Origin of the sequence: Candidatus Profftia tarda (assembly GCF_904848675.1) — a bacterium.
GTDB lineage: Bacteria > Pseudomonadota > Gammaproteobacteria > Enterobacterales > Enterobacteriaceae > Profftia > Profftia tarda.
The window spans coordinates 610,787-636,112 of record NZ_LR890047.1; the positions used below are offsets into that span (position 1 = coordinate 610,787).

Here is a 25,326-nt window from a genome sequence, read left to right on the forward strand (position 1 = left end):
GAAATATATTCATACGGCATTGATGATATCTAAAATTATAATATGCCAATAATTATAGACTAATTAGGTTAAGTATAAGTCCGAATAACTGTTTTAACTTATATAGTTATAGCTGGCTTATATAAGCTATGAATAATAAAACTATATAAATGATAATTTTTTTATGGAGTCCGCTTAAGTATAATAATCTCTATTCTCTAATTAGATAATTTATACTCTATATTAAATATATTTTAGAGTCTTAGTTATATCTAAATCATCAATACAGGCTAAAAATATGTAACCCATATGACAGTATTTTATATTAAATATATATCTGTATTATAATTGAATAATGATGAACTTTAGTTTTAACTGACTTGAAGTATATAATTTCTGCTAAAAATAGGACTGCATCGTAAAAGTATGTTCCTTGCTAGATAAAATATTATTAGCATTTTCTCTTTAATAATCTGTATATAATAATAAGGTCTATAGAATTGTTTCTATATTTTATAAATAAAATAATATTGATGTGTGATTCTTTAATAATCTAGATTAATATAGATCTTTTCTTTTGGGTGATATTAATATATTAAGTGTGAATAAATAGAAATACAGATAATTTAATAATTAAAGAATTATAGTCACTTCAAAATTAGTTTTAGTATAAAGAAAATTGAAACAATAATTTACTCTATTCTTATGATAGAAAATTTATGATATCTCTTATATTAAGAGATATACGTATCTTACGGGCTATTGATCCTTTAATATAAAAATTAAAATATATGCTCATCTAAATTATTATCCTTTGTCTGTAATGAATATCAGCACAATATATCACATAATAATGTAGACAAGCATACATTCTACATTAACCATGCTAGAAATATGTATACCACTACATATTATTATGTATCTACAATGCTTCTTGCAAGAGTTTAATATCTATAATATTTAGACTAGGCAGGTGAAGTACTTTAATTTCAAAGATAAACAAGTCTCACGTCATATAAAAAATAGCTTGTATTCTTATTTAATCAATACTATATATACTATATAGCCTGAGTATAGCACAACCAAAAATATAATAAACTTTTATACGACCTATCAATTAAAAGAAAGTTATTTGATAATCATAATAAAATACAGGGCAGTATATTATATCAATAATAATCAATTATATTACTAAATGCATGGCAATTTCATTCTTATGAAGAATGCTATATCCGAGTATAGTCAAGGATTAAAGAATAAATATATTAAATATTTCTGATATAGCGCTATTAGGACAGTATGTGTGATAACAAAATGACTTGATTATAGATGCGCTAAAGATAAATACAATAGATATTATAGATATAATTGATAAAAATTGTGAGAGCAACTTAATATTAATGTAGATATAGCAAATCTTATTTATACTCATCATTATTAATGAAAGCTATTTATAATTATTAGGAATAATTTGCGGTTAATATCAGATTAACAACATCCTATAGTTTAGAGGTTGATTCTAATAATATCCTATATTAGGCTGTCCATCATACTTGCTATCCGTAAATCACAATTTCTATTTTTCTTTTATATAAATATTTTCTCTATCTAGAAAAAGACATAAACTCTTTTTTTGTAAAACTATCATGATCACAGCAAGAACAACTTATTCCTACAATAGTATTATTCTATAGTATCTGATCAGTACCCTTTTCACTAGCTTGGCCTTATTTAAATGAAAGGTTCATTCCTTGAAAGATGAATCATATTATTTAGTTATCTTACCTCGTGTTGTACATGAAGATATGAAAGATCTAATTTATAACCCAGGTTAAGATAAATTTAGTTTATGCATTCTCTGTAAGGGTCGTAAATAAATAATTAATAATATATATATCTATGATATTTTCGGTAAATATTAAAGTTATAGCGGTAAGAACTTAGGGATTAATCGCAACATTTACCGCTTCTAAACTTTGCTTCTGTTTGATAAAAATTCTTGATCGTATATTCTAAGATAAGTTGTGACAAAAAAATTCTGTGGCGTTTTGCTACAACTGCAGCAAGGGATTTACATATAATTTAAGAGGATAATTGATATAAATTTGTTATTTTTAGGTATATTATCATTTCATTATTGATGTTATTTATTTACTTTTAGTATAAGTAGTTTAATCTAAATGATAGAATTTATAATTTCTACTAATATATAATGTGGAAAATTTATATATCTCTCTTGTCAAAAATAATTCACTGATCATTTTATCAGATAGGTGTTATAAAATATAATTTTAATCTAAAATAGCTTGCTATATGTGCTACATATTATTGAGCTCTGTTATCAGAGGTTAGAAAAATTTTAATCAAAAGTAATTGATGTTGTATATGACTCTAGTATTTTAAATACACCAGCCAAGAAAGCACCATATTAAATATTAATCATTCAAAGATCCTCATCTGTAAATATTCATATGGATAATATGCATAGTTAATTATGATCTAGGCTGAAGAGATCAATTATTTTTCTAGAATTCTTATGGAATCAATGCGCGATGAGCGATGTAGTAAATGAGGGGTGAATACTTGATTAGATAATTCTGTGCTTTAGATCTATTTCTGAGCCATAAAAACAAAAATTTATCTTGAGTCATTATGATATAAACATATAAAAATTAACTTCTTATAACAGGATGAGTGTTGAACGTTCGTGATATCATTCGCAATGATATCACGACAGGCTAGAACGTTAATCACTTAAAGTTATATAATTCCCAAATTTTAAAAAACATCAGGAAACAAAATTCCTTAGAAAATCCTATAAAGCCAGCTGTAAAAGAAAGATATAAAAATGCAACTTATCGTCAATGTCAAAAACAGGGAAGATGCTGCAACAAGGATGCGTTCATATATAGAAAGCATGAGCATGGTAATCCAAGTAATTAATTGGCTACAGGCAATAATGTATACTATGATGACTTTTTGGTTATCCGGTTGTAGTTCATGCAATAATTCCGCACCTATAGCCTCTGTGTATAAAGGTTACAAAAACCAAATTATATCAAATCCTATTTATCATGATAGACGGGAACAATGTAGTAAAGAATGTTGTATTGCAAATAACAGTGGTCATCATAAACTTTCAAAAAAACTCTATTCTAATAGTTTTTATACTGTAAAACGTGGTGATACTTTATTTCATATAGCTTGTATTTCAGGTAATAACCTGCATTCTCTTGCAGAGAGGAATAAGATAGCTAAACCCTATACCCTTTATTGTGGTCAAATTATTCAGTTGGATTTTGATAGTAAGCAAGGTAAAGAGCTATTTATCCAAGATAGAGCTCATAGCGCACTTGCTCATCAGTCAATTCGTCAAATACAAGGTAATGGTATTACTGATCATTTGTCTCAACAGTTTTCTTATGATTTAGGTAAAAATAACATTTTACCAATATTACCTCCATATCACGCTCACTCGAGTAGTATTTCTTCAGTAACACCTACAGATATACCAGCAAATCATCTAAGTAATAGCTCTTCAATTAGAGATTGGCACTGGATTACTAACGGTAAAATTATTGATACTTTTTCTTCTGCGGAAGGTGGAAACAAAGGTATTGATATAGCTGGTTTTCTAGGGCAGATAATAGTTGCCGCTGCCGAAGGACGAGTAGTATACGCTGGTAATGCGCTAACTGGTTACGGTAATTTGATTATTATTAAACATAATAATGACTACTTGAGTGCTTACGCTCATAACGATACAATACTAGTACGTGAACAACAAGAGGTAAAAGCAGGTGAAAAAATTGCAACTATGGGCAGTACTGGAACTAATTCGGTTAGATTACACTTTGAAATTCGTTATAAGGGAAAATCTGTAAATCCATTAAACTATTTGCCACAGCGTGAATCAACTCAAAAATAATTATTTCTTTTTAGAAAATAAAATCGTTAAACATATCTATTAGTCATAATACTTCTAGCAGTCAGAAAAAAATTAGATCGATATAATATTTTAGAAAATTATGTGATAATAATCTTCTTGCTAAAGCATAAAATAATGATTAACTGATGTAATCATTTTATTATAGGTTCTATTATGTAAAATATTATTTATGTAACTTCTTTCTTATTCCTAATATCACAGAAGAGCGCTTTTACAGAAGTTACTAACTTTATGTTAATCAATGCATCCTGTGATATAATTATATGAATAATTTGCTTATTGTAGCAATGATCATTCGGCGTTACAAATACTCTCTTAACTAATAATCATTTCTAGAAGAATAAATATTCTATTTAATCTGCTTGATAGATAATGTTAATATAGAGACAATATTTGCTTTGCTATCACTATTTAATTTTTAAGTAAGATCGATAGTGTAGTAAGCTATATTGAATTAATCACTTATTGCCTTACGGTACCCATGCATCTTTCAAAATATCCACCTTTATCTGCAAAATTATCTTAATTTTAGATAAGATTCAGCATCGCTCTGAGGTATAAGAAATTGTGCATGATATTCTATTATCTTGGAAAAGTGAAGATTACATATTTGATCTATTCAAATTGAGCAGAATAGTATCTTTTATAAATAACACACTGAAAGTAATTAGAAATTATATTTGCTGGATATTTTGAGCGGAACTTATAGTATGATCCTATTAAGGATAACAACAGAGATAATATAAAGAATATTATCTTGCAATTCGTCATTTGAACTTACTGATAAAGAAGTGATGCACTATCGCATATTTATTTGTGTTATAAAGAATTATAGATCAAATTAATAGGGTAAATTAGATTAACTCATTATCATTGTATGGCAATATGCAAATACAAGTATTTGCATATTGCAGTCTTATGGGATAAAACTTAGGTTGATTATCATTTTATTACTGCAAATTATAATTTTAGCTATTACTGTGTTTGTCTTGATTTAATTCCTAGAACCTTGAACTTTTGTCTGCACTTTAAGAGCAATTATTGCTTGATAGCAATACTATAAGTACTATATATAAAATATAGATTTACTTTCTGGGGCCATTTTGAGGATTGGGCATAAATGCGCAGATATTTCTGCGCGATAAACATTTACGTGTAAGTTATATAAGTCCTCTATTTTTCTAAAATATTAATTATGTCAAAATTTTGCTAAATTATGAGCCAAGATTAATCTATTGCAAATCCTTCATAGATTTGAGTATTACTATATTTTAGTATCAATCGATCATATCTAGTCTTTGTTTGTTATCAATATCCGGAATATGGGATGCTTATTATCTTAACAAGCAAGCTGCGAAATATTTAGAATAGCTAATCCACCTATTGAATCTAAATTAATATCTTATCAATAGATAAGATAATATCTTGTCATTGACATATACTGCTCCAATATGAGCCTATCGGTACAATTCATGAAGCTTATTTCTTTACATACCTGTAAAACCATGGTATAACTAGCTATATAAAATTATGTAGAAAAATTATTTATAATAAATATTATATATCAATTTTTGAATTACTTAGCTGTTATTATGCACTAATAAATACTAAAATATAATTTAATAAATATTGCATAAAACCTAGATTTAACTGAAGTTTGTGATGAGTTACATAAATAGAAGTTAAATAATTAAAACTAGTAAGAGCTAGCATTACTAAAAAGCAATGAATAATCATAGCATGTATATAATTTTATACTTTGATATTTAAAAATCAAAACTATCTTGTTCTTGTTGGGTAGAAAATAATGTTGACCCCATATACTACATATCAACAAAACACAAAATAGTAATTTTATTATAGAGGGTGTTTATACGCACGTTAAAATAAGACACAGTCTATGACTGTGATACTACAATAATATGATAGTACTTTATAATCCGCGATAAATACATCCAGCAGTGCAGGTTTCTTTCACTACAACCGCACTGAGAATTTCTACATCAGGTTTTATTTTCCGCCAAATCCATTTTGCTAGGATTTCACTTGTTGGATTTTCCAAACCAGGAATATCATTGAGATAATGATGGTCAAGGATCGATATAATTGGGTTACATGCTTTTTTTAGCTCAGCGAAATCCATAACCCACCCAGTACAGGAATCCAGTTCTCCAGTAATTTCAATACGCATTAAAAAAGAATGACCATGCAGACGACCACATTTATGGCCTGCTGAAACATTTGGAAGGTAGTGTGCAGCATCGAACTGAAAATCCTTAAATAATGTAATTGTCATCATAATTCCTCATAACTCAACACTTAAGAATACTAATAAAAACTTATATTTATGATATTTATCCCTATCTATTATGCAATATTCTCAGAAAAATAATAAGATAAGCTTTAAAATATTTTTGTTATTAGGTAGTATAGCAAAAAGAATTTTATTCTAATTATAAAGCGCTTATTAATGATATCTATAGGAAATATAGTATATATAAAAATTATATTTTATTCACTATATATAAAAATATTATATGTGCCGAATGAATTAGATATTAGTACTCTCTGCTGAGAGTACTATGTTAATTTTGTTCATCGATTTATATTCTTATAATCTATAGATAACATTCATTAAAACTTATCTTTATATCCTTTTATTATAAGTAGTGGCTTATCTTGATAAAGATGGATTATTTCTTCTTTATTCAATTCATATTAGTGATCAATAAAAAAATTTTAGAATTAATTATTCTTTTTATGAGAATTTTATTTGTGATTAAGTATTAACCTTATAGCTATTCATATAGATTTTAAAATGTGCATATTATTGCTCTTACTAGCGCTTAGAGTTAACCCTATTCCAGCAGACACTATCTTAAGATCTATGGCTAGAAAATCGTCCTTAATTGATAATGAATTAAGGATTATTCTAGGTGTATAATGGTGTTCATTACCTTTCCTCTATTTTTTAGAGGTCCATGTCTAAAGGTATTATTTTGAAAAATTTAAAAGCTGAAAACTGTAATTAGCAATAAGTTAATGATCATTAACTTCGATTTACTATCTTAGGATCATCTCTATAATGTATTCTATTAGTAGCTATACTAATGATGTAGCGGTAAATAATTATTATAGGTTAAAACAATATCGATAGTGCAAGTACACATCTTCTTTCTTATTTTATGAAAGTAAGAAAATTTTTTTATAATTAATATATTATAGTAAAGAAAGTGAGTGGAAATACAGCCTTTGAGTTACCTGAATGATCTTAGTCATATAAGACTGTTACTATTATTTGATTAATATAATAAATATGTTATATGTATATCTATAAATATCACTACTTTAATCACAGTGATTGACAAAGAAATAGAAAACGTAGTAACAAAAGTGTTTACAAATCTTTCTTTATTAAGTAGAAGGCTTGTAAATTCTAGGAATAATCACAGGTTAAAGCAATAATATTTCTTTAATAAACGGCATCATCAGTTTCTCTGGGATATAAGAGAAGCTTTATCTAATTTATCTAATCCGATAAAAGTGCACACATTTCACGATCTAATTGATTAAGTAAGAAACGTTTAGCATCTTTGCTAGATCAAAATATCGTAGTTTATATTATAGTTGTAATACAAAAATTTTCTTATCTCTTAGTAAACATAGCTTATACATTAGTCTCTAAATTAAGCGAGAGGCAAGATCATGAAAGCCAATTTTTAAGTTGTTGAGGGGCGATCCCGGTGATTAATAGTCATACGCAGCGAGTTTCAAGTATGCGATTGTACAGATTAAAGATTACTATTTCCTATTCATTTTTTCACTCAATAAATTAAATATTATCAATACATACAAGAGAGAACTGTTCTATTACATCAAGTACTTCCAGCATAAAGTATGTATAATTATATAAAAACCTTAACTTGATATGATTGTCGTACTTAGAGAGCTAGGCGCAATAAGCACGCAAAATATAGCTTAGAACTCCACCTTCTAGTGACCAAAATAAGAGATATGCATCATGATTATCCCTCAAAAGGCTTTTAATGTATTTAATAGAGCAGAATGATTTCCCTAATATAAATTTAACAGAGATCTTATCATCATGCAAATAAAGCGGTAGTAAAAGCTGTACTGCAGCATCCAGAGACAACTAATATAAAACTAAAAAAATATAAATTTGATAGATTAAAACACAAAATAATAAAGGGTAATTTATAGACTAGTAGGTAGAAATTAGCGCGATAGATTTTCTGTGCTCTTTTTAGTAGTTTTAACTAATTTTTTCAAAAAAGAGGTTGCACACTTTCATATGGCACGTCAATCACTTCTATCTTTACCAGAATTTTTCTTTTCTTTGGCAATTTATTGTAAATAATTATTTTCAGAAAAATTATTTTATATCTTCAAGAAGATATTTCTTCTATTATATTATCAAGTATACAAAGTATCTCCTATAATAACTTTAAAAATAAATTAGCTATAACTAATAGCTTATATGCATAATATGTATATACTCAATATAGTTTTCTTGATTTAATAACTATGGCTCAGCTACCTTAATTTATTAATAATATTGATATTATATAGATAAGAGAGAAATCATTGAATGTCTTATACAGAGAACATGAATGCCATATTAACTTTTTATACATAAAGCATTATTTATTAAAGCAATTAAAATATAACATCCATTATTCTTGGTAAGTTGTGTTATCCCTTATAATTATATTTATAACTAATCAATACTATGTGAAGATAAATATATCTAGATTTTTTGCTAAATAGTAATTTAAAATATTTTATATCGTTTTAGATCAAGATCATTAATAATATCATTTTCATCATACTTTTCATTAGTTATGCTCAGATTAATACTATATAATGTACTCATGATCATTGGCATTTTATATAGCATTGTTATTTTGATTCGTCTCATAATCCTTATCTTATATAACCCTGGTATTTAGATATTCATTTAATCAGTATTACATATCGCAAGCTGATGCTAGCACAGTACTCCGTTAAGCCTGATATATCTGAAATGATAAGCCTGGTATATACTATTTTAGTACGTAATATTTTTCTTAATCAAAAAAGATATTATTTTAAAGCAAGTAAATATACTGCTGCAAGAGATGTACGTTACCTCGGTTCTCTATCTTTATTTTAATCCAGAATCAAGTAATTATTATGTTGTCGATTCCACATAACTTATTTCTTGCCTTACCTGATTGCACACTTTAACGTTATAAAAAATAAGTTAAAAATATTTAGCATTAGTAAAATATATTAATCGACTAATAGATAGGATAAATTCCAAAATAACTATATTAACTAAAGTGTTTTCTACTATTATCAAAGCAGGTACTAGTATTGATTAGTAATAGTATTATATATTATTGCAATAATTTGTCTTTCATTTAAAAGGGGGCGGATTATTTTAGGATTTCTTTCTTATAATAAACTTATATCTTGAAAAGATTAAAGAGACTTAGATGATATTTTAAATAAAAATTTTATTTATTGAATACAATATTTTATTTTATGCATATTTTGTGTACTTAGCTAAATAAAAGATAACTATACTATAACTGTTATATCTTATAAAATACTCTAATATCTTAAAATATAATTATCATTTTGCTTTTTATATCATGCTTGCATCTCTGCTATAATTTAACACAAGTATTATCAGAATATAATATATTTCTTTGTAAGAAAGAAATAAATATTAGGTGTATTTTTATTTATTAGATTATAATAAATATGTAGATTACTTCAGGTATTGTGCACTGTTCAGTGCTTGAATCCTTTCATCTAATGGTGGATGCGATAGAAATAGCGCACTTATAGATTTTGCACGACCATTGATGCAGAATGTTACCACATGCCCCTCTTCCTGGGGACTATAGCTTGTTTTTAAACGTTGTAAGGCAGCAATCATTTTATGTCGACCGACTAAATTTGCAGAACCAGCATCAGCACGAAATTCTCTATAACGAGAGAACCACATGGTTATAATATTTGCTAGTATGCCAAATATTAGTTCCAATACCATTGATACGGAAAAATAAATCATAGAATTATTGTTAGTACTTGGCTCTTCCTCACGCGTACTAGATAAAAAATTTGATACTACGTTTGCTATTAAACGAGATATAAAGATAACAAAAGTATTCACGACACCCTGGAGCAGCATCATAGTGACCATATCGCCATTAGCGATATGGGTGATCTCATGAGCCAACACAGCTTCAGTTTCTTCAATAGTCATATTTTTTAGCATACCTGTGCTAACGGCTAGTAATGAATCATTGCGACGGGCGCCTGTTGCGAATGCATTGATATCTTGCGCGTGATATATAGCAATCTGCGGTATATTAATACCTACCTTTTCAGATTGCTTTCGGATGGTGTCAAGCAACCAACGTTCGGTTGCGTTTTGTGGTTTCTGAATAACCTCACCGTTAACTGAACGTAAGGCTATCCATTTAGATGTTAATAGAGAAATTATAGAACCACCAAAACCAAATAACAGTGCTATAATCATTAACGCTTGTGTGCTACCAGACTGAATCCCAGTTATACTCAGCACTATACCAAATACTAATATAACTGCTAAGTTAGTCAGCAGGAATAAAGAAATACGCATCATACTATTATTCATCCTAGTAATAAATTATATAAGCACACCCCTTAACGGAACATACATGCCTTTCTAAAAAATATTAAGCTGTAAAGAACCAATTACAATATAATTTTAAAACTTAAGGCATTTAAAATTATAAAATTAAATATTAAACAAAATGTTATTGCCTTTTAGTAACTCATTTACTCTAATGCTATTGAAATCTTAAGCTTAGCTTGCTAGATTGATCAATGTTTGTTATAATATTTCCCTAGCGAATGTTCTAGAACATTTATAAGAACTATTTAAATTAATAAATCAATTTTATTGACAGCTTACTAAATATTATCTAAAAGTACTGGTGATAGATCTTCGTTCACTTAGTGCAATTAAATAATAATTTCTGATACTTTAATAGACAGTAGTCTAGATAGGATGCATGGAGACAATATGTGTTATCCTAGAACAGTGAATGATATTGTTTTATAGTTCCTGAGATCAAATTTATTTAGACTATATCTATATTCTATTGCACTTTATAGAGGCTAATATTAGCCTATCATTTAGATGTACTAAATCAATATAATGCATAAATAATAGTCTTTACTGTTTGTTTAAATATTTCCTGTTTAGAAAGAGGCGGGGAGATGAGCATTAATAATCAATAGACCAGCAAGATGATTCATTTTTAGTTATCATCTAATAACGCAGTTATTCCAGAAATACATAATAACTCATATGCCTTGCATTTTGCTGTTTTAGATTCTTGCATGTTTAACGCATCTGTTTATCTCAATCTATTGCTATTATACTAGTAATTCTTATTACTTACTATAGATTCAATTCATACAAAAAAATATTTTAAGGGTATTCAATCTTAATGTAAGGTTAAAATCAGAAAATCTTCTTTCATTAACGAAGAATATTATAAATAATCTATACTAATTTAATGATCAAATGCAATTTTTGCGTATAATGAATTGTACTCTTCAAGTGCATTCTTGAAATAAATATAATAATGATATCATTTTTAAAATGCAAACACAAAATAAAGTATTAAATTTTTACATAATTATTTTGTCAAGCTATTTGATTTGTAATCATAATCACGAAAAATAAAACATACAAATTAAATAAAATTATTCTATCGTAGTTTTGTAAACAGGTTATTTATGCTTAATTATTTCATACTCTAAGAATAATTTGAAAAATAATTAAAATCCATCTGTAGATTAAATGAGACTTCCTTGATTTTTGTATATTTATATCAATATAAACATATATATACAGTTTGTATATAAAATTTAGTAATTAATGCAAAATATATTTTAGAACATCATCTTGCCGGAAAAGATAGTTTTAGACAATATAGTGTGGTATAGGTAAATTTTAGGTAATAAATTTTATTAAATACTATCAATTATCTTCAATAACTATTATAACAATATAAAACACATAACTTACTGTATTGAAATTTTATTCAATAACCTGTTAAATGTTTATAAAGACATAAGAAAGGTATGTTGAGCAAATTTCTTATATTTAAATAAATACTTATTGATGATCAATTATTTCTAATATTTTTATGATGTACTTGCATCAAATAACGATCTCATTCATAACTAAAACTTTTAACCTGCATTATGTATTTAAGCCAACTGGAGATGAATCTAATAAAATTAGCAGTGTAATCTCTGGTTTATAAAAGGTTTTTCATATTAAACTATTCTCGAAATAACAGGTTCTGCTAGAACAGTTACTATTTCTAGTATAATTTCTCATTTTAATAGACTAAAGATAGTCATTGCACCAAATAAAATTTTAGTTGCACAACTTTATCTTGAAATAAAACAGTGTTTTGGAAATGCTATTGAATATTTTGTATAGTATTAAGATTATTATTAACCTGAATCTTATATGCCAAGCTCTGATAGATTCGTCGAAAAATACTCCTATGTGAACGCACATATAGAACAGATGGGTCTTTCAGCGACAAAAGCATGCCGAATGTAAAGATGTAATAGTGATTGGGTCTGTTTTTGTAATTTATGGATTAGGTAATCCCCCATTCTTAGCTGAAGATGATGTTGCATCTTACATCAGGGATGATGATTGATCAGCGAGTTATTTTAAGTCGTTTATCAGAAATGCAATACGTTATCAGAAAAGATTTTACCGAGGCATATTCGTGTTAACAGCGAAGTAATCGATATTTGTCGGGTAGAATCAAGAAATGAGGCGCTGCGTGGTATTGAGCTGTTTTATAAAGAAGTGCAACGTTGATCCTTGTTCAACTCTTTAACAGGACAACTCTTAAAAAGAGTGAATCATTTTAGAGTTTATCCAGAGACGCATTATTTAACTTCAGGCGATCGTATTCTACTGGCAATAAGAGAGATATTAAAAGTTGATCTTACTAAGCGGTAGCAAGTATTGTTGAAAAAATAAATTTGTCCAGGAATATTGCTTAACTTAGCGTGACATATTTTAATCTAGAAATGATTAATAAATTAGGATATTGTGCCGGAATTAAAAATATTTTCGCTATCGCTCAGGTCGTAAAATGGATACAGCACCTCGATATTATTCAATTCTCTACCTGCTCCTGCCTTATTAGTGATCGATGATTCCCATATAACCATTTCGCAAATCCGTAGTATGTATCAAGGTGATCATTCACGCAAAGAAACGCTGGTAGAATGCGTTTTTCATTTACAATTAGATCTAGATAATAGCCCAATGCGCTTTGTAAAATTTGAGTAGTTAGCATCACAAACTATTTATTAACAACTCCAGGAAATTATTAATTAAAAATCTAGTCTTAATATAGTTTATCAATTAGTAAAACTAACTAGTTTATTAGATCCAGTTATTACTGGTACTGCAAGTAGCCACTCAGGTGTATGATTTAATTTCTGAAATTAGTATCCAAAAAGAAGATTATGAGCAAGTACTTGTCACTACTCTAACTAATATTATGCTTGAATAATTAAGGAGTCTCTTAATTAATACGCAGTGAGAGTACACTACTTACATTCTGATATTCATATTCTATAGCGTCTTGCTATTATCCTGGATCTTGACCTAGATAACTTTGATGTTCTAGTTGGGATAAATCCTTTAAGAAAAGACTTAGACATGCCCGAATTTTCTCTTGTGTCTATTTTTAGATGTTGATAAAGAAGGTGTTCTTCCCTCTGAGCGCTCGCTGATCCAGAATATTGGTCGAGCGGCACGGCATATTAATGGCAAGGTTATCTTGTATGGTGACCGAATTACAAAATATATAGAAAAAGCAATTAGAGAAACTGAGGATTGTCTTTCTAAGCAGCAACCCTATAATCTTAAGGATGGCATAACCCCGCAACCGTTGAATAAGAGAATATCACAGATCATGCAAATGGGTGACGAATTTTTAAAATGTAAAGATCAAGATGAGTATTCGGCATATTTCCCTGGTTTTAAAATAATCAACAAATGAAAGTTCCAAAGAATTTATTGGAGAACATTCGGAAGATGGAATCGCAAATGTATAAATACGCTCAAGATTTTTAGTGCAAAAGGGCAACTAGTTTGAGAGACAAGATTTAGAAAATACATAATAATTTTATTGCTATCTCTTAAAGGATGGTGCTAAATTGTTTAAATTTCTCAAAGATCTTTGGTATGGAACAGATATTTTATAGAATCCCTCGTCATGTTTTGTGTCCAGACTAAAGTCTGGATTAATAATCTTTTAAGAAAAATTATATATTAATATAGCCTAATTATAAAATTTTAGTTCTCAGATGCTACTTATATTCTGATGCCCAGAACCACCTTTTGATCTTAATGAGATAAAAATATAATATTTTGGACACAAGATATATCCTATTCAGTTTTCTAATACTTAAGTCTTGTCTTGGATACAGATGAACAATGTATCTACTATAAGATCTGCGCTCTTAATACTTACTGAGATATGAACTGCATCCTTAAAAGTTCTTTGTTATTAAGATTTGATTTATTCAGAAATTAGGTAATCAGGCTTATTTGTGATAGATATAAAAAACATGCTCTGAATGATTCTTGAGCAATTAATCTTATTTCTACTAAAACATATGTCAAAAAATAATATATTTGCTAATAAATAATATTATCGTATTTATTAACATTTTATAGTGATCGTAGTATCTTTTATTATTAGAATGGTAACTTTGTTGTAAAACATATAATATTTTATTTACTATAGTATAAGTTATTTATTAAAAATAAATATAGATAATTGATTATCTTAGTTTATAAAGCGACATTAATTAGTAGGAGGTTTTTTGAAGAATTAGGAGCGAAGGCTCAGAAGCTAAATGAAAATATTAATCATAAAATAATCACATGTTTAGTAACCAGATAGAAGTCTATAAGAAAATTATAGCATGTCTCCAATAGAGATATATTTTGTCTACTTATTGCAATAACTAACTCATCTTATCTTATTTAAAGTATTATGATAATATCATATATTTTATGCGAAGATCAAAGGATATCTCTTTTATTAAGATGGTTACATATAAACGTTACACTTCATTAGAATCTTGACTGCATATTTTTAGACTAATTTTATTAGAAAAAGCTAAAATATTATTTTTATAATTAAATTTTACGATCTTTTATTTAAAATATTACTATATTATTTTAGGAAGTAAGGCGAGAACGAAAAATGAAAATTTTATTTTCTAAGAAACTAAATCTTAAGAATATCAAGATATCGATTAAATTCTTGTAAGATATTTATATCTAGTTAGTTTTTATAGAATATTGCAGGCATAGTTAGTATTTTGGTCTTATTATAATTAGAGGAAAAGCAGGAGGTCAATAAACAACTAGCAGATCTTTGACTATCAAGAATGCTCAGGAATAAGAAATTGGAGTGAAATATTAATAACCTATAGAAATAATTTTAATAAATCTCATCAGCTAAACAGACCGATACAATACTGTGTTTATAACAGGCTAGTCAGTCTCTATAGATTCATATCAAGGAAAATTAAAGCTACCTATGTGTTTTCTGCTTATCAGCAGATAAATTAATATATCTCAAGATATCTTGATTCTATTATCTTAAAAATTCCTGAATAGACCTCTAAAAATATAGAAAGGGATTACATCTATGAGAACTGCGAAATAGATAAATATATTTTGTTTTTTGTTAAAATATATAATAATTTCTTAAATTATTATATATAGATTAATGATCTCTTACTACTATTTTAGTATTTCTAGTATGTTTTAAGCAGGAAACATTATAAAAACATTTTATGTAACTGATGATTGTATTACATAACAGCTAATATCAGCATGTCAAAAATTAATAAAATATGAAGGTGAGTTATTGTTCCTTATCACTGCTGATCTGGTATGCTCCCATAAACGAATACTCAAAGCAAAATATATTATAATTCTTGTATTAAGCGCATAATAACCATTTATTGCGAAACTCTTAATGAAATTTGATGCATCAAATAAATTAATCCAAAGAATCTTTTAGTTTGGTTTAATTCTTCTAGAAGATCAAAGGTCTTATTCAATATTCTGAATTTGCTCGCGCATCTGTTCAATAAGTACTTTAAGCTCAATAGCAGATGCAGTGACGTCTGTGTTAATAGACTTAGATGCTAATGTGTTTGATTCACGGTTTAATTCTTGCATCATAAATCCAAGGCGGCGGCCAACAGCTTCTTTTTTCTTCAGAATTTTTTGGGTTTCTCTGACGTGTATTTCCATACGCTCTAATTCTTCAGAAACGTCGATGCGTTGTGCAATTAAAAGTATTTCTTGCTCTAAGCGATTGTTTTCTAAACGCTCTTCTGCTTCTTGTAGTTTGCTCATTAAGCGTTCACGCTGCAACTGTAGCATTTTAGGTATTTGATGGCGGACTTTTGTTATTTCGACTAAAATTTTTCTTAAGCGATTTTCTATCATCACTTTCAGTTCGTTGCCTTCACGTTCACGTGCCTTAATTAAATCATCAATAGCAGATGTTAATGAAACTATCAACTCATCATTAATCAAACTTAAATTTTGTTTTGAGCAAGAAACCATACCAGGCCACCGCAGAAATTCCATAGGGTTAACCTCACCTTCATCACTTTGCATCTTGATCCAGTTAGCAGCTTCAAGTAACTGTTTAGCTAATTCTTTGTTTAGTATTAAAGTACTCTCTGCTTTTGGGTCTATTATAAAATGTAAATTACATTCTATTTTTCCTCGAGTTAAAGACATACGCAATTTCTCGCGCACGATAGGCTCAATGCGATGTAATTGTTCAGGAATACGAATATCTATCTCAAGATAGCGATGGTTTAAAGAGCGAATCTCCCAAGATGCACTGCCCCAGGTATTTTGAAGTTCACGGTAAGTGTAGGCGGTCATACTGCGGATCATGTTGTATCTCTATAAATAATCAATTAATTAGAGCAAGAGTATAGCCTGTAATGTTCTATAACGATAAGAATAAAATCATATATTTATATATGTTTCTAGTAAAAATACAAGAAGAATTCTTTTATCTTATAAAATTGATATAGCTAAAATTACAATAGTATATTTAAAATAAAGAATACAGATAACTGAATCACTGTTAAATTAATCTATATAAATAAGAAATATTACAGTTTTGACAACTTTATATGCATAACTTTTTGAGTAATATAATACTCTTTAATAATCAATGTTCTCTCGAATGATTGTCCGAAAGATGCCTAGTATAAGAATAGTTAAAAATAATTTAAAAATTTTATGCATCCTTAAATTGAATACATATTAATATATTTATTTATCTTTATTTTATATGCAATCATCTAAGGATAAAAACTTCTTACCAGACATTAGCTATTAATAGCACCTGTAAGAATGCTATAATTAATTAGAAGAGGACGTGTGTACAAACAAAGCAAGATTATAAAGGTACTAAAACTTCTCGATTGCTTGTTTGCACGTAGCTTCATAGTGTCTTCTGACATAAAGAAAAATATTGTTATTTTTTAATATAATCTAATAATTTTCTTCCAAGCAATGAATTTCCTCTAGTATTTCATGCAAATATTTAAGGTACCTGGTATCTTTTTTAATTAATAGAAAATTATAATTTCATTAGCCTCGTAGAATAAAGTTGTTAGATATCATAAAAACTTAATGTGATAATAAATGTCTTGATATGTTACTGACAAACGTTGCGTATCTATGTATTAAAAACATGTCTAGTATAGAAAAAGGTTATAAAGCATTTTTCAGCATATGATATAATTTGCTGTTGCATTACTGAAAGATGATAATAAAGATATTATCAGATTAAATGACTATCCTGACTTTGATCATTCTATGTATGCTAGACAGTCTTTTAAAAGGAAAAGATTTAATTATATATTCATAAATTTACTATATCTCTGCTTAAGGGTGTAATTGATTCGCCTGATATATTTTTGATGTATCCAGCAATAATATTTAATACAAGGATATAAAAGGTAATAGAGAATTGGAGATAAAAAAGTAATCTATTAGTAGTATTAAGATCAAAATATATCCAAGATATACAAACAGCTCTAGAAATTTTTAAGAGTATAATATGAACTCTCTTAGCCCTTAGATCTAAAATTGACACATGCTATTAATTAAATAATTGTATAGATATAAGTATCGTTCTCTTCAATTAAATAATAATAGATTCAAAAAATTGTTTCTATAAAGTGATGATGAAGCTTCTAACTCTATTAGAATCACTAAGCTTATATATACTGATGACTATTTTCTAAGATGATAATTTACTAATTAAATATTTTTCTGTATTATAGTAATTAAATCATAATTCATCTATAAGCATTAATATAATAAGATTAATAAAATCTAGATTGATGGACGCAATACATGTAATCTAATTATATTAATTTAATAATTTCATAATCCTTCTAAATTATTAGAACATGATATAACCTAAAAATATTACTGATATGTAAAATAGAACTCCTATTTACCATATAAGATATTTAATAATTGAGCTTTTATGCTCTGACATAGTTATAATATGTTGTATTAAGTGTATGTAAACACAATACAAGGTATTAGCCTAGCAACTTTCTTAGCTAGAAATTTCTGTTGAAGGTTTGCTAAAATATATCTTATAGAAACACGTATTCTTATGAGAAATGATAGCAAATTTAAAATTCTGGAGAATAAATATGCCCCGAATATGCCAAGTCACTGGCAAGCGCCCAATTACAGGTAATAGAGTTTCACACGCGATGAATGCAACCAAAAGACGTTTTCTTCCTAACTTGCATTTTCACCGATTTTGGGTTGATAGTGAAAAACGTTTTATAACTCTGCGTCTATGCGCTAAAGGTATGCGTTTTATTGATAAAAAAGGTATAGAAACAGTCTTAGCAGAAATTCTTGCACGCGGTAAGAAATATTAAACAATTGATCTTATAGCAGGAAAGATATATTAACGATCAGAGACATCCAGATATATCTACTCGCATACTAATACTATTGAATACTCTTAGTTAGGATATTTACATGATCTTACCAAAGATACACAATGTAATCTTATTACATATCTAGTTATTAAAGATCATATAAAATGATCTGTAGAGATTTTATTGTAAAATCATCGGATGCAAATTTTTTGTTAAAAAACAGAATTATGACCAGCATTATAAGTAATAATTACTACGCAAGCTATTATAATATTATTTTATTAAGAGCTATGAATTAATAATTTTTTATCTGCTTAGTTCTATGGCTCGTTTATCTGTACATGCAGTTCATAAAGATATTTTACTAAATTTTAAGATTGCATAATATGTATAAGTTATTTCAATACCTTACCTTATAGAATAAGGTGCTTCTTCTGTTATTACTTTTCTTTAAGATGCTTAGTGAAATTCAGTCTATCTATTACACTACTCTGAGAGTAATGTATAATTCCGGTCAGCATCGTTTCAAAACGGCAACATTATATTATTACTTAGGGATTTGATAGTACTTACGCTCTTCTTAAACAGATTGATATAATTAATACTGCTGAGAAAGACTTCTTTTTATTATGTTTATTAACACTATAAAATTTAGCCACCCAAAAACATAAAAGAAAGATTTTATAGAAACTTGTATTTAGTTAATCTTTCATATCTCACGCCGCATAGAAAGATTTCTTTGAAAAAAAACTAAATATCAATATTCTTGATGTAATCTGCATGAAGGAATATTCTTGTGTTTGGAAATTTAGCAATTTTTAGATATTTGCCAGTACTGTGTATTATATATTTTATTTATTTTTAAATTCATCTAGATATAATAATTATATCATTATTCCTTGGCAATATCTGCAGATCGTTATCATTCTATAGATAATAGATAATAGATAATAGATAATAGATAATAGATAATAGATAATAGATAATAGATAATAGTATTATTCTTATTTTGAACGCTTCATTGCTTGAAATTGCAAATAACCAATTAGTTATCCTGTTCACTAGAACTTATAATATATCAAGTATATATCATAATAATTATATTGCGATCTCCTATTGTTTTGTCTCATTAAGAAGATGAACTTAAAACTTAGTGTATTATGCAATAATATCTTGTTTTTATGCAAGATCTTGCAATATAAGATCTAAGAATCTTGAGATTCTTCATAAGTATTTGACTATAAGTAAATGTTAATGATTAAACTAGCAGTTTATCTATGTTTCCTAACATATCATTTATTTATAATGGTCGAATATTTTAATTAAGCTGAGATGATCTTTAAATATATATCAATCAAAACTAAATACATTCTATTTAGTTTGTGCGGGGTTTTAATAATGACTGACATAAACATGTTAGATCTATTTTTAAAGACTAGCTTGTTGGTAAAGCTTATTCTGCTAATTCTGTTATGTTTCTCTATTTTATCTTGGGCTATTATCATTCAGTGCACTTTAAGTCTGCATACAGCTAAAATTCAGGCTAAATCTTTTGAAAATAAATTCCGGTCAGGGATAGAGTTATCGCTTCTGTATCAGGCAAGCAAAGCACGTTATAATAATCTGACTGGCTCTGAGAAAATATTCTATTCTGGTTTTAAAGAATTTGTACAATGTCATCGATTTCACGCTAAAGCAGCAAGCTGCTTGACTGAGGCTGCAGCCCGTACAATGCGTATTTCTTTAAATCGTGAAATTGAGATCTTAGAAAGGGATATTCCTTTCTTAGGCACTATTGCTTCAATAAGTCCTTATATTGGGCTATTTGGTACTATCTGGGGAATTATGCATGCTTTTATGAGCTTGGGCGCCGTCAAACAGACTAGTCTTCAAATGATTGCACCGGGTATAGCAGAGGCATTAATTGCTACGGCGATTGGTTTATTTGCGGCAATACCAGCAGTTATGGCATACAATAGTCTAAATCAGCATATGAATTATCTTGAACAGCATTACAGAAACTTCATGGAAGAGTTTATTGTGATTCTAAATCGTCATGCTTTTGCTGCAGATTCTAATATAATTAAGAAGTAAGATTGTGAAATCAAGTAACTGTCGCCAGCTAAAAAATGAAATTAATATAGTTCCATTACTAGATATATTGTTAGTTCTATTGCTAATGTTTATAGCTACCGCACCTCTTATGATTCAAGGTATTGAGGTTGATTTACCAGATGCTACAACTTCAAAATCAGTTTTTAATAGTAACGATACTCCAATTATCATTGAAGTTTCTCGAAGCGGAGAATACTCGGTTATTACTGGATACAATCGCATGCAACAGATGAGGGAAAAACAGGTAGTTGCAGAAGCGCAATCACAGCTCAGAATTAATCCTAACAAAGTATTCTTAATAGGTGGTGCTCACGATGTATCTTATGATGAAATTATTAAAGCTCTTAATATGCTTCGTTTGGCCGGTGTAATCTCTGTTGGTTTAATAACGAAGCCAACTTAAAAATGCTAAACAACCTTACAGTATAGATTTTTAATTTATTTGAATAAAATATAGATGTATCTGCATTTTACACAGCATTTAATTTGATTTCTTAAACTATTTTTTAAGCAGCCAGCATTGGTAAGTATTGGAACATAAATTGTGGTAAAGGTATCTAGAAAAAATAATCATATATATTTTTATATCATGATTTCAATTATTTTACACATAGTCCTGGTGGTATGCTTACTCTGGCGTTCGCTGATGCAAGATAAAAATATTAGTAGTAGTTATAAATCTCTAACTAACATATTAATGGTTGATTCCGGTAATATAGTACAACAATATAATCGACAGCAACAACAAGATAATGCAGAAAAAATTAAAAAACAAAAAGAGAAACAAACTCTAGAATTACAAAGAAAATATAATTCAGAACAGCTGCGCTTAAAATATCTGAAAGAAGAGAGCGTTGCAATAGGGAGTGGTATTAAGCCAGTTGCTTCTAATAAAGTCCAGAAGCCAGTTGCTTCTAATAAAGTCCAGAAGCCAGTTGCTTCTAATAAAGTCCAGAAGCCAGTTGCTTCTAATAAAGTCCAGAAGCCAGTTGCTTCTAATAAAGTCCAGAAGCCAGTTGCTTCTAATAAAGTCCAGAAGCCAGTTGCTTCTAATAAAGTCCAGAAGCCAGTTGCTTCTAATAAAGTCCAGAAGCCAGTTGCTTCTAATAAAGTCCAGAAGCCAGTTGCTTCTAATAAAGTCCAGAAGCCAGTTGCTTCTAATAAAGTCCAGAAGCCAGTTGCTTCTAATAAAGTCCAGAAGCCAGTTGCTTCTAACGTAGAAGAAATTGATGATTTCTTTGATCAATTAGTGGATATTAAAAATGCTACGAAAGTTAACTTAACTGGTAAAGAAGATAAATCTAATCTCGGAGTTTCTAGTAAAGATATTAATAACTATGCTAGACAGATTCAAGATGCAATTACAAACAAATTTCATACTGATCCAGTATTTATCGGGGAAACATGTAACTTACGCATTAATATTGCTTCAGATGGTACGCTGTTAAGCGTTACTTCTGAAGGCGGTGCTCATGCACTGTGTCAGTCTGCCTTATCAGCAGCGAAGAGGGCGTACTATCCTAAACCAGCTAATAATTCTATTTACCAGATATTTAAACATTTTAATATCACATTCAAACCAAACTAATTATTTTTTAGTTATCTAAGTATTTATATAAGAATTTTATCTTAAGTTGTGATGTTAATAAGTTTTGACAGCATAACTATCACTAGAACACTTCATTGTATTAACACTCTAAAAATTCCGGATATAAAATTGGTTAATCAATACTATAAGATAATCAAAGTATACTTATACATTTATTATAACATCTCATCGCGTTACTACATAAATAATACATAGTAATAGCAATTAAGATATTTAGTAATAGCAATTAAGATATTCTATAAACCTGCTTTATAGCTATAATTTCTTATGAAATATTTTCATATGTTTATAATTTCGATTCAAGAAAAGATATAATATTTTATATCGATTCTTATTACATATAACCTTTGTTTTTTTTAAAATTTTGTAAAAATATTTTTGAAAAACTGCTCTTGCTATAGCCTTAATAAGGATATGATCCTAATTGATTCAATCAGTAAATACCTAGATGAATTTAGATTATATATCAGTAGCAACTGATTACTATAAAATATCTGTCTTGTAAGAAGACATTAGTATGGTCGAAATATTGTCATTAATATAACACATCTTCATATATAATAGATTATATTTTATAGTAAAATGGTCATACTGATTTGCGAAATATCTATAAAGAGTATCGCATACTTATTTGATCCGCTCATGCTTCTAGGTATACTAAGGATATAAGCACAATTAATTTTTAAGATATTATCCCTACATTTTATTTAAAATATTAATGCTTTATACTATTAATATTCTTATTAATATCAATAAAAATATCATTAATACATTAAAACTGATGCTAAATAGTCTTCTGCATTATTTTTAGAGATTCTAGTAATTAGAAAGAATATAAATACTTAGTAACTGACTTTTATAATATTCATATGAAAAGGTAAGCGAGTATTTTAGGCGTTATTTATTCCCAGTAAGATTGCCTTAATGTTTTATCTATTAAGATTTAAGTATTCAAGCATTTTATAATTTTATTTAACAGAATTTAGAGAATCATTTTAAGATGTATGCAGAAGCACGATATAATTGCTCAACTACTTTCTATGTTCAGGATATTGAGTAAAAATTTTTCTTCTTAGATACAAATTATAATTCAGTATCTTCTGATATATGACATTGCCATTTATTTCTAGTGATATGCAAATATTCAAGCCATATCAAAATATTTGTCATAGTATAGTGGTAATTGCTAATGCAAGAGCTCAATTGATATATAGAATTATATATGCACTATTTTATTTAGTTTTTAGTAGTTAGCTGGTTAGGTTGGGGAAAGAAGAATGAGGCAAGTGTTTATTACAGCCATCTTACTTTTTAGCATGTGGTCCACATCTATATGCGCAGAAGTAAAAATAGTGATTACTCAGGGTGTGGATACTGCACGCCCAATCGTTGTTTTACCATTTATATGGCAAGGATCAGGCGCTCCTCCTGAAGACATCGGTGGAATTATTGCTGCTGATTTACGTAATAGCGGTAAATTCAATCCAATTGATACCACTCGTATCCCAGAACAACCAACAAGAGTTTCTGAAGTAACCCCTGATGCTTGGACTGCATTAGGCATTGATGCTCTTATTCTTGGTCATATTCAGCCAAGTGCAGATGGAGGTTATGTAGTTTCTTATCATATGGTTGATCTTACTGCTCATTCAATTAGCATATTATCTCATAACGAATATAAAGTTACCAAAAAGTGGTTGCGTTATTCTGCTCATGCAAGTAGCGATGAGGTGTTTGAAAAGCTGACAGGGATCAAAGGTGCATTTTGCACTCGTATTGCTTATATTGCTCAGAACAATTTTGATCAGTTAGCCTACGAACTGCGTATTTCTGACTATGATGGCCACAACCAGTTCGTAGTTCATCGCTCACCTCAACCATTAATGTCTCCTACGTGGTCTGCAGACGGTACCAAATTGGCGTATGTAACCTTTGAAAGTGGTAAATCAGTGCTAGTAATCCAGAATTTATCCGATGGGTCTATTCGCCATATTGCCTCGTTCCCATGCCATAACGGTGCACCATCATTTTCTCCCGACGGTAAAAAACTAGCGTTTGCGCTCTCGAAGACCGGTAGTCTTAACTTATATATCATGGATTTAGGATCCGAAAAAATTAGCCAGATAACTCACGATCATAGCAATAATACGGAACCTTCATGGTTCCCGGATAGTCAAACTATAGCATTTACCTCTGATCAGACAGGAGTACCACAAATTTATAAAATTAACATTTATAGTGGTTCTTCTGAGCGTATAACTTGGCAGGGCTCTAAAAATCAAGATGCCGACGTAAGTCATGATGGTAAATATGTGTTTATAGTTAGTACAAGCGAAGGCTTGCAACATATTACTAAACTAGATCTTTCTTTAGATACTCATCAAGTATTGACTGATACGTTCCTAGACGAAACGCCAAGTATCGCACCAAATGGCACAATGGTTGTTTATAGTGCCACTGAAGAAGTAGGTTCAGTTTTATGGATAGTTTCTACTGACGGTCGGTTTAAACTACATTTTCCTGCAACTGATAGTCAGGTAAAATTTCCTGCTTGGTCTCCATATCTGTAATCAATATCTTGAAAAAGAGATTT

The 25,326-nt window shown here is 28.6% G+C and carries 9 protein-coding genes and 1 pseudogene; 7 read left to right on the top strand and 3 right to left on the bottom strand.

The genetic code is table 11. From position 1 onward, the window contains the following. The first annotated feature begins 2,902 nt into the window (after window positions 1–2,902). The gene (nlpD, locus tag KTT71_RS01560) at window positions 2,903–3,907 is read left to right on the top strand and encodes a murein hydrolase activator NlpD (protein ID WP_216782740.1); all 1,005 of its coding nucleotides are present in this window, start codon (window positions 2,903–2,905) and stop codon (window positions 3,905–3,907) included. Between the two features lie 1,954 nt (window positions 3,908–5,861). On the opposite strand, the gene queD is transcribed toward nlpD, so the two are convergent. Beyond that, a complete protein-coding gene (gene queD, locus KTT71_RS01565) occupies window positions 5,862–6,227 on the bottom strand; it encodes a 6-carboxytetrahydropterin synthase QueD (RefSeq protein WP_216782129.1) in 366 nt (121 codons plus the stop codon). 3,477 nt (window positions 6,228–9,704) lie between these two features. Beyond that, a complete protein-coding gene (gene htpX, locus KTT71_RS01570) occupies window positions 9,705–10,586 on the bottom strand; it encodes a protease HtpX (protein ID WP_216782130.1) in 882 nt (293 codons plus the stop codon). Window positions 10,587–12,177: 1,591 nt separating this feature from the next. Between htpX and KTT71_RS01575 the strand changes: the two are divergent. Continuing rightward, a pseudogene (locus tag KTT71_RS01575) lies at window positions 12,178–14,150 on the top strand (helicase-related protein). Between the two features lie 1,965 nt (window positions 14,151–16,115). Here KTT71_RS01575 and KTT71_RS01580 read toward each other — a convergent pair. After that, a complete protein-coding gene (locus KTT71_RS01580; protein ID WP_216782132.1) occupies window positions 16,116–16,979 on the bottom strand; it encodes a YicC/YloC family endoribonuclease in 864 nt (287 codons plus the stop codon). 1,790 nt (window positions 16,980–18,769) lie between these two features. Between KTT71_RS01580 and rpmB the strand changes: the two genes are divergently transcribed. The 5 genes from rpmB to tolB all read left to right on the top strand — a co-directional run bounded on the left by rpmB (window position 18,770) and on the right by tolB (window position 25,303). Next, a complete protein-coding gene (gene rpmB, locus KTT71_RS01585) occupies window positions 18,770–19,006 on the top strand; it encodes a 50S ribosomal protein L28 (RefSeq protein WP_216782134.1) in 237 nt (78 codons plus the stop codon). A 1,401-nt stretch (window positions 19,007–20,407) separates the two neighbouring features. Beyond that, window positions 20,408–21,103 (top strand): protein TolQ, encoded by a 696-nt coding sequence (tolQ, locus tag KTT71_RS01590; protein ID WP_216782135.1) that lies wholly within the window; start codon window positions 20,408–20,410, stop codon window positions 21,101–21,103. 1 nt (window position 21,104) lies between these two features. Further along, the gene (tolR, locus tag KTT71_RS01595; protein WP_216782741.1) at window positions 21,105–21,527 is read left to right on the top strand and encodes a colicin uptake protein TolR; all 423 of its coding nucleotides are present in this window, start codon (window positions 21,105–21,107) and stop codon (window positions 21,525–21,527) included. Between the two features lie 243 nt (window positions 21,528–21,770). Next, window positions 21,771–22,712, top strand: a complete 942-nt coding sequence (gene tolA, locus KTT71_RS01600; RefSeq protein ID WP_246543816.1) for a cell envelope integrity protein TolA — start codon at window positions 21,771–21,773, stop codon at window positions 22,710–22,712. Between the two features lie 1,298 nt (window positions 22,713–24,010). Beyond that, window positions 24,011–25,303, top strand: a complete 1,293-nt coding sequence (gene tolB, locus KTT71_RS01605) for a Tol-Pal system beta propeller repeat protein TolB (RefSeq protein ID WP_216782137.1) — start codon at window positions 24,011–24,013, stop codon at window positions 25,301–25,303. The last annotated feature ends 23 nt before the right edge of the window (window positions 25,304–25,326 follow it).

Bases quoted from the DNA above. Each gene is read 5' to 3' on its own strand.
- nlpD (WP_216782740.1), top strand. From the start codon at position 2,903: ATGGTAATCCAAGTAATTAATTGGCTACAGGCAATAATGTATACTATG.
- queD (WP_216782129.1), bottom strand. From the start codon at position 6,227: ATGATGACAATTACATTATTTAAGGATTTTCAGTTCGATGCTGCACAC.
- htpX (WP_216782130.1), bottom strand. From the start codon at position 10,586: ATGATGCGTATTTCTTTATTCCTGCTGACTAACTTAGCAGTTATATTA.
- KTT71_RS01580 (WP_216782132.1), bottom strand. From the start codon at position 16,979: ATGATCCGCAGTATGACCGCCTACACTTACCGTGAACTTCAAAATACC.
- rpmB (WP_216782134.1), top strand. From the start codon at position 18,770: ATGCCCCGAATATGCCAAGTCACTGGCAAGCGCCCAATTACAGGTAAT.
- tolQ (WP_216782135.1), top strand. From the start codon at position 20,408: ATGACTGACATAAACATGTTAGATCTATTTTTAAAGACTAGCTTGTTG.
- tolA (WP_246543816.1), top strand. From the start codon at position 21,771: ATGCAAGATAAAAATATTAGTAGTAGTTATAAATCTCTAACTAACATA.
- tolB (WP_216782137.1), top strand. From the start codon at position 24,011: ATGAGGCAAGTGTTTATTACAGCCATCTTACTTTTTAGCATGTGGTCC.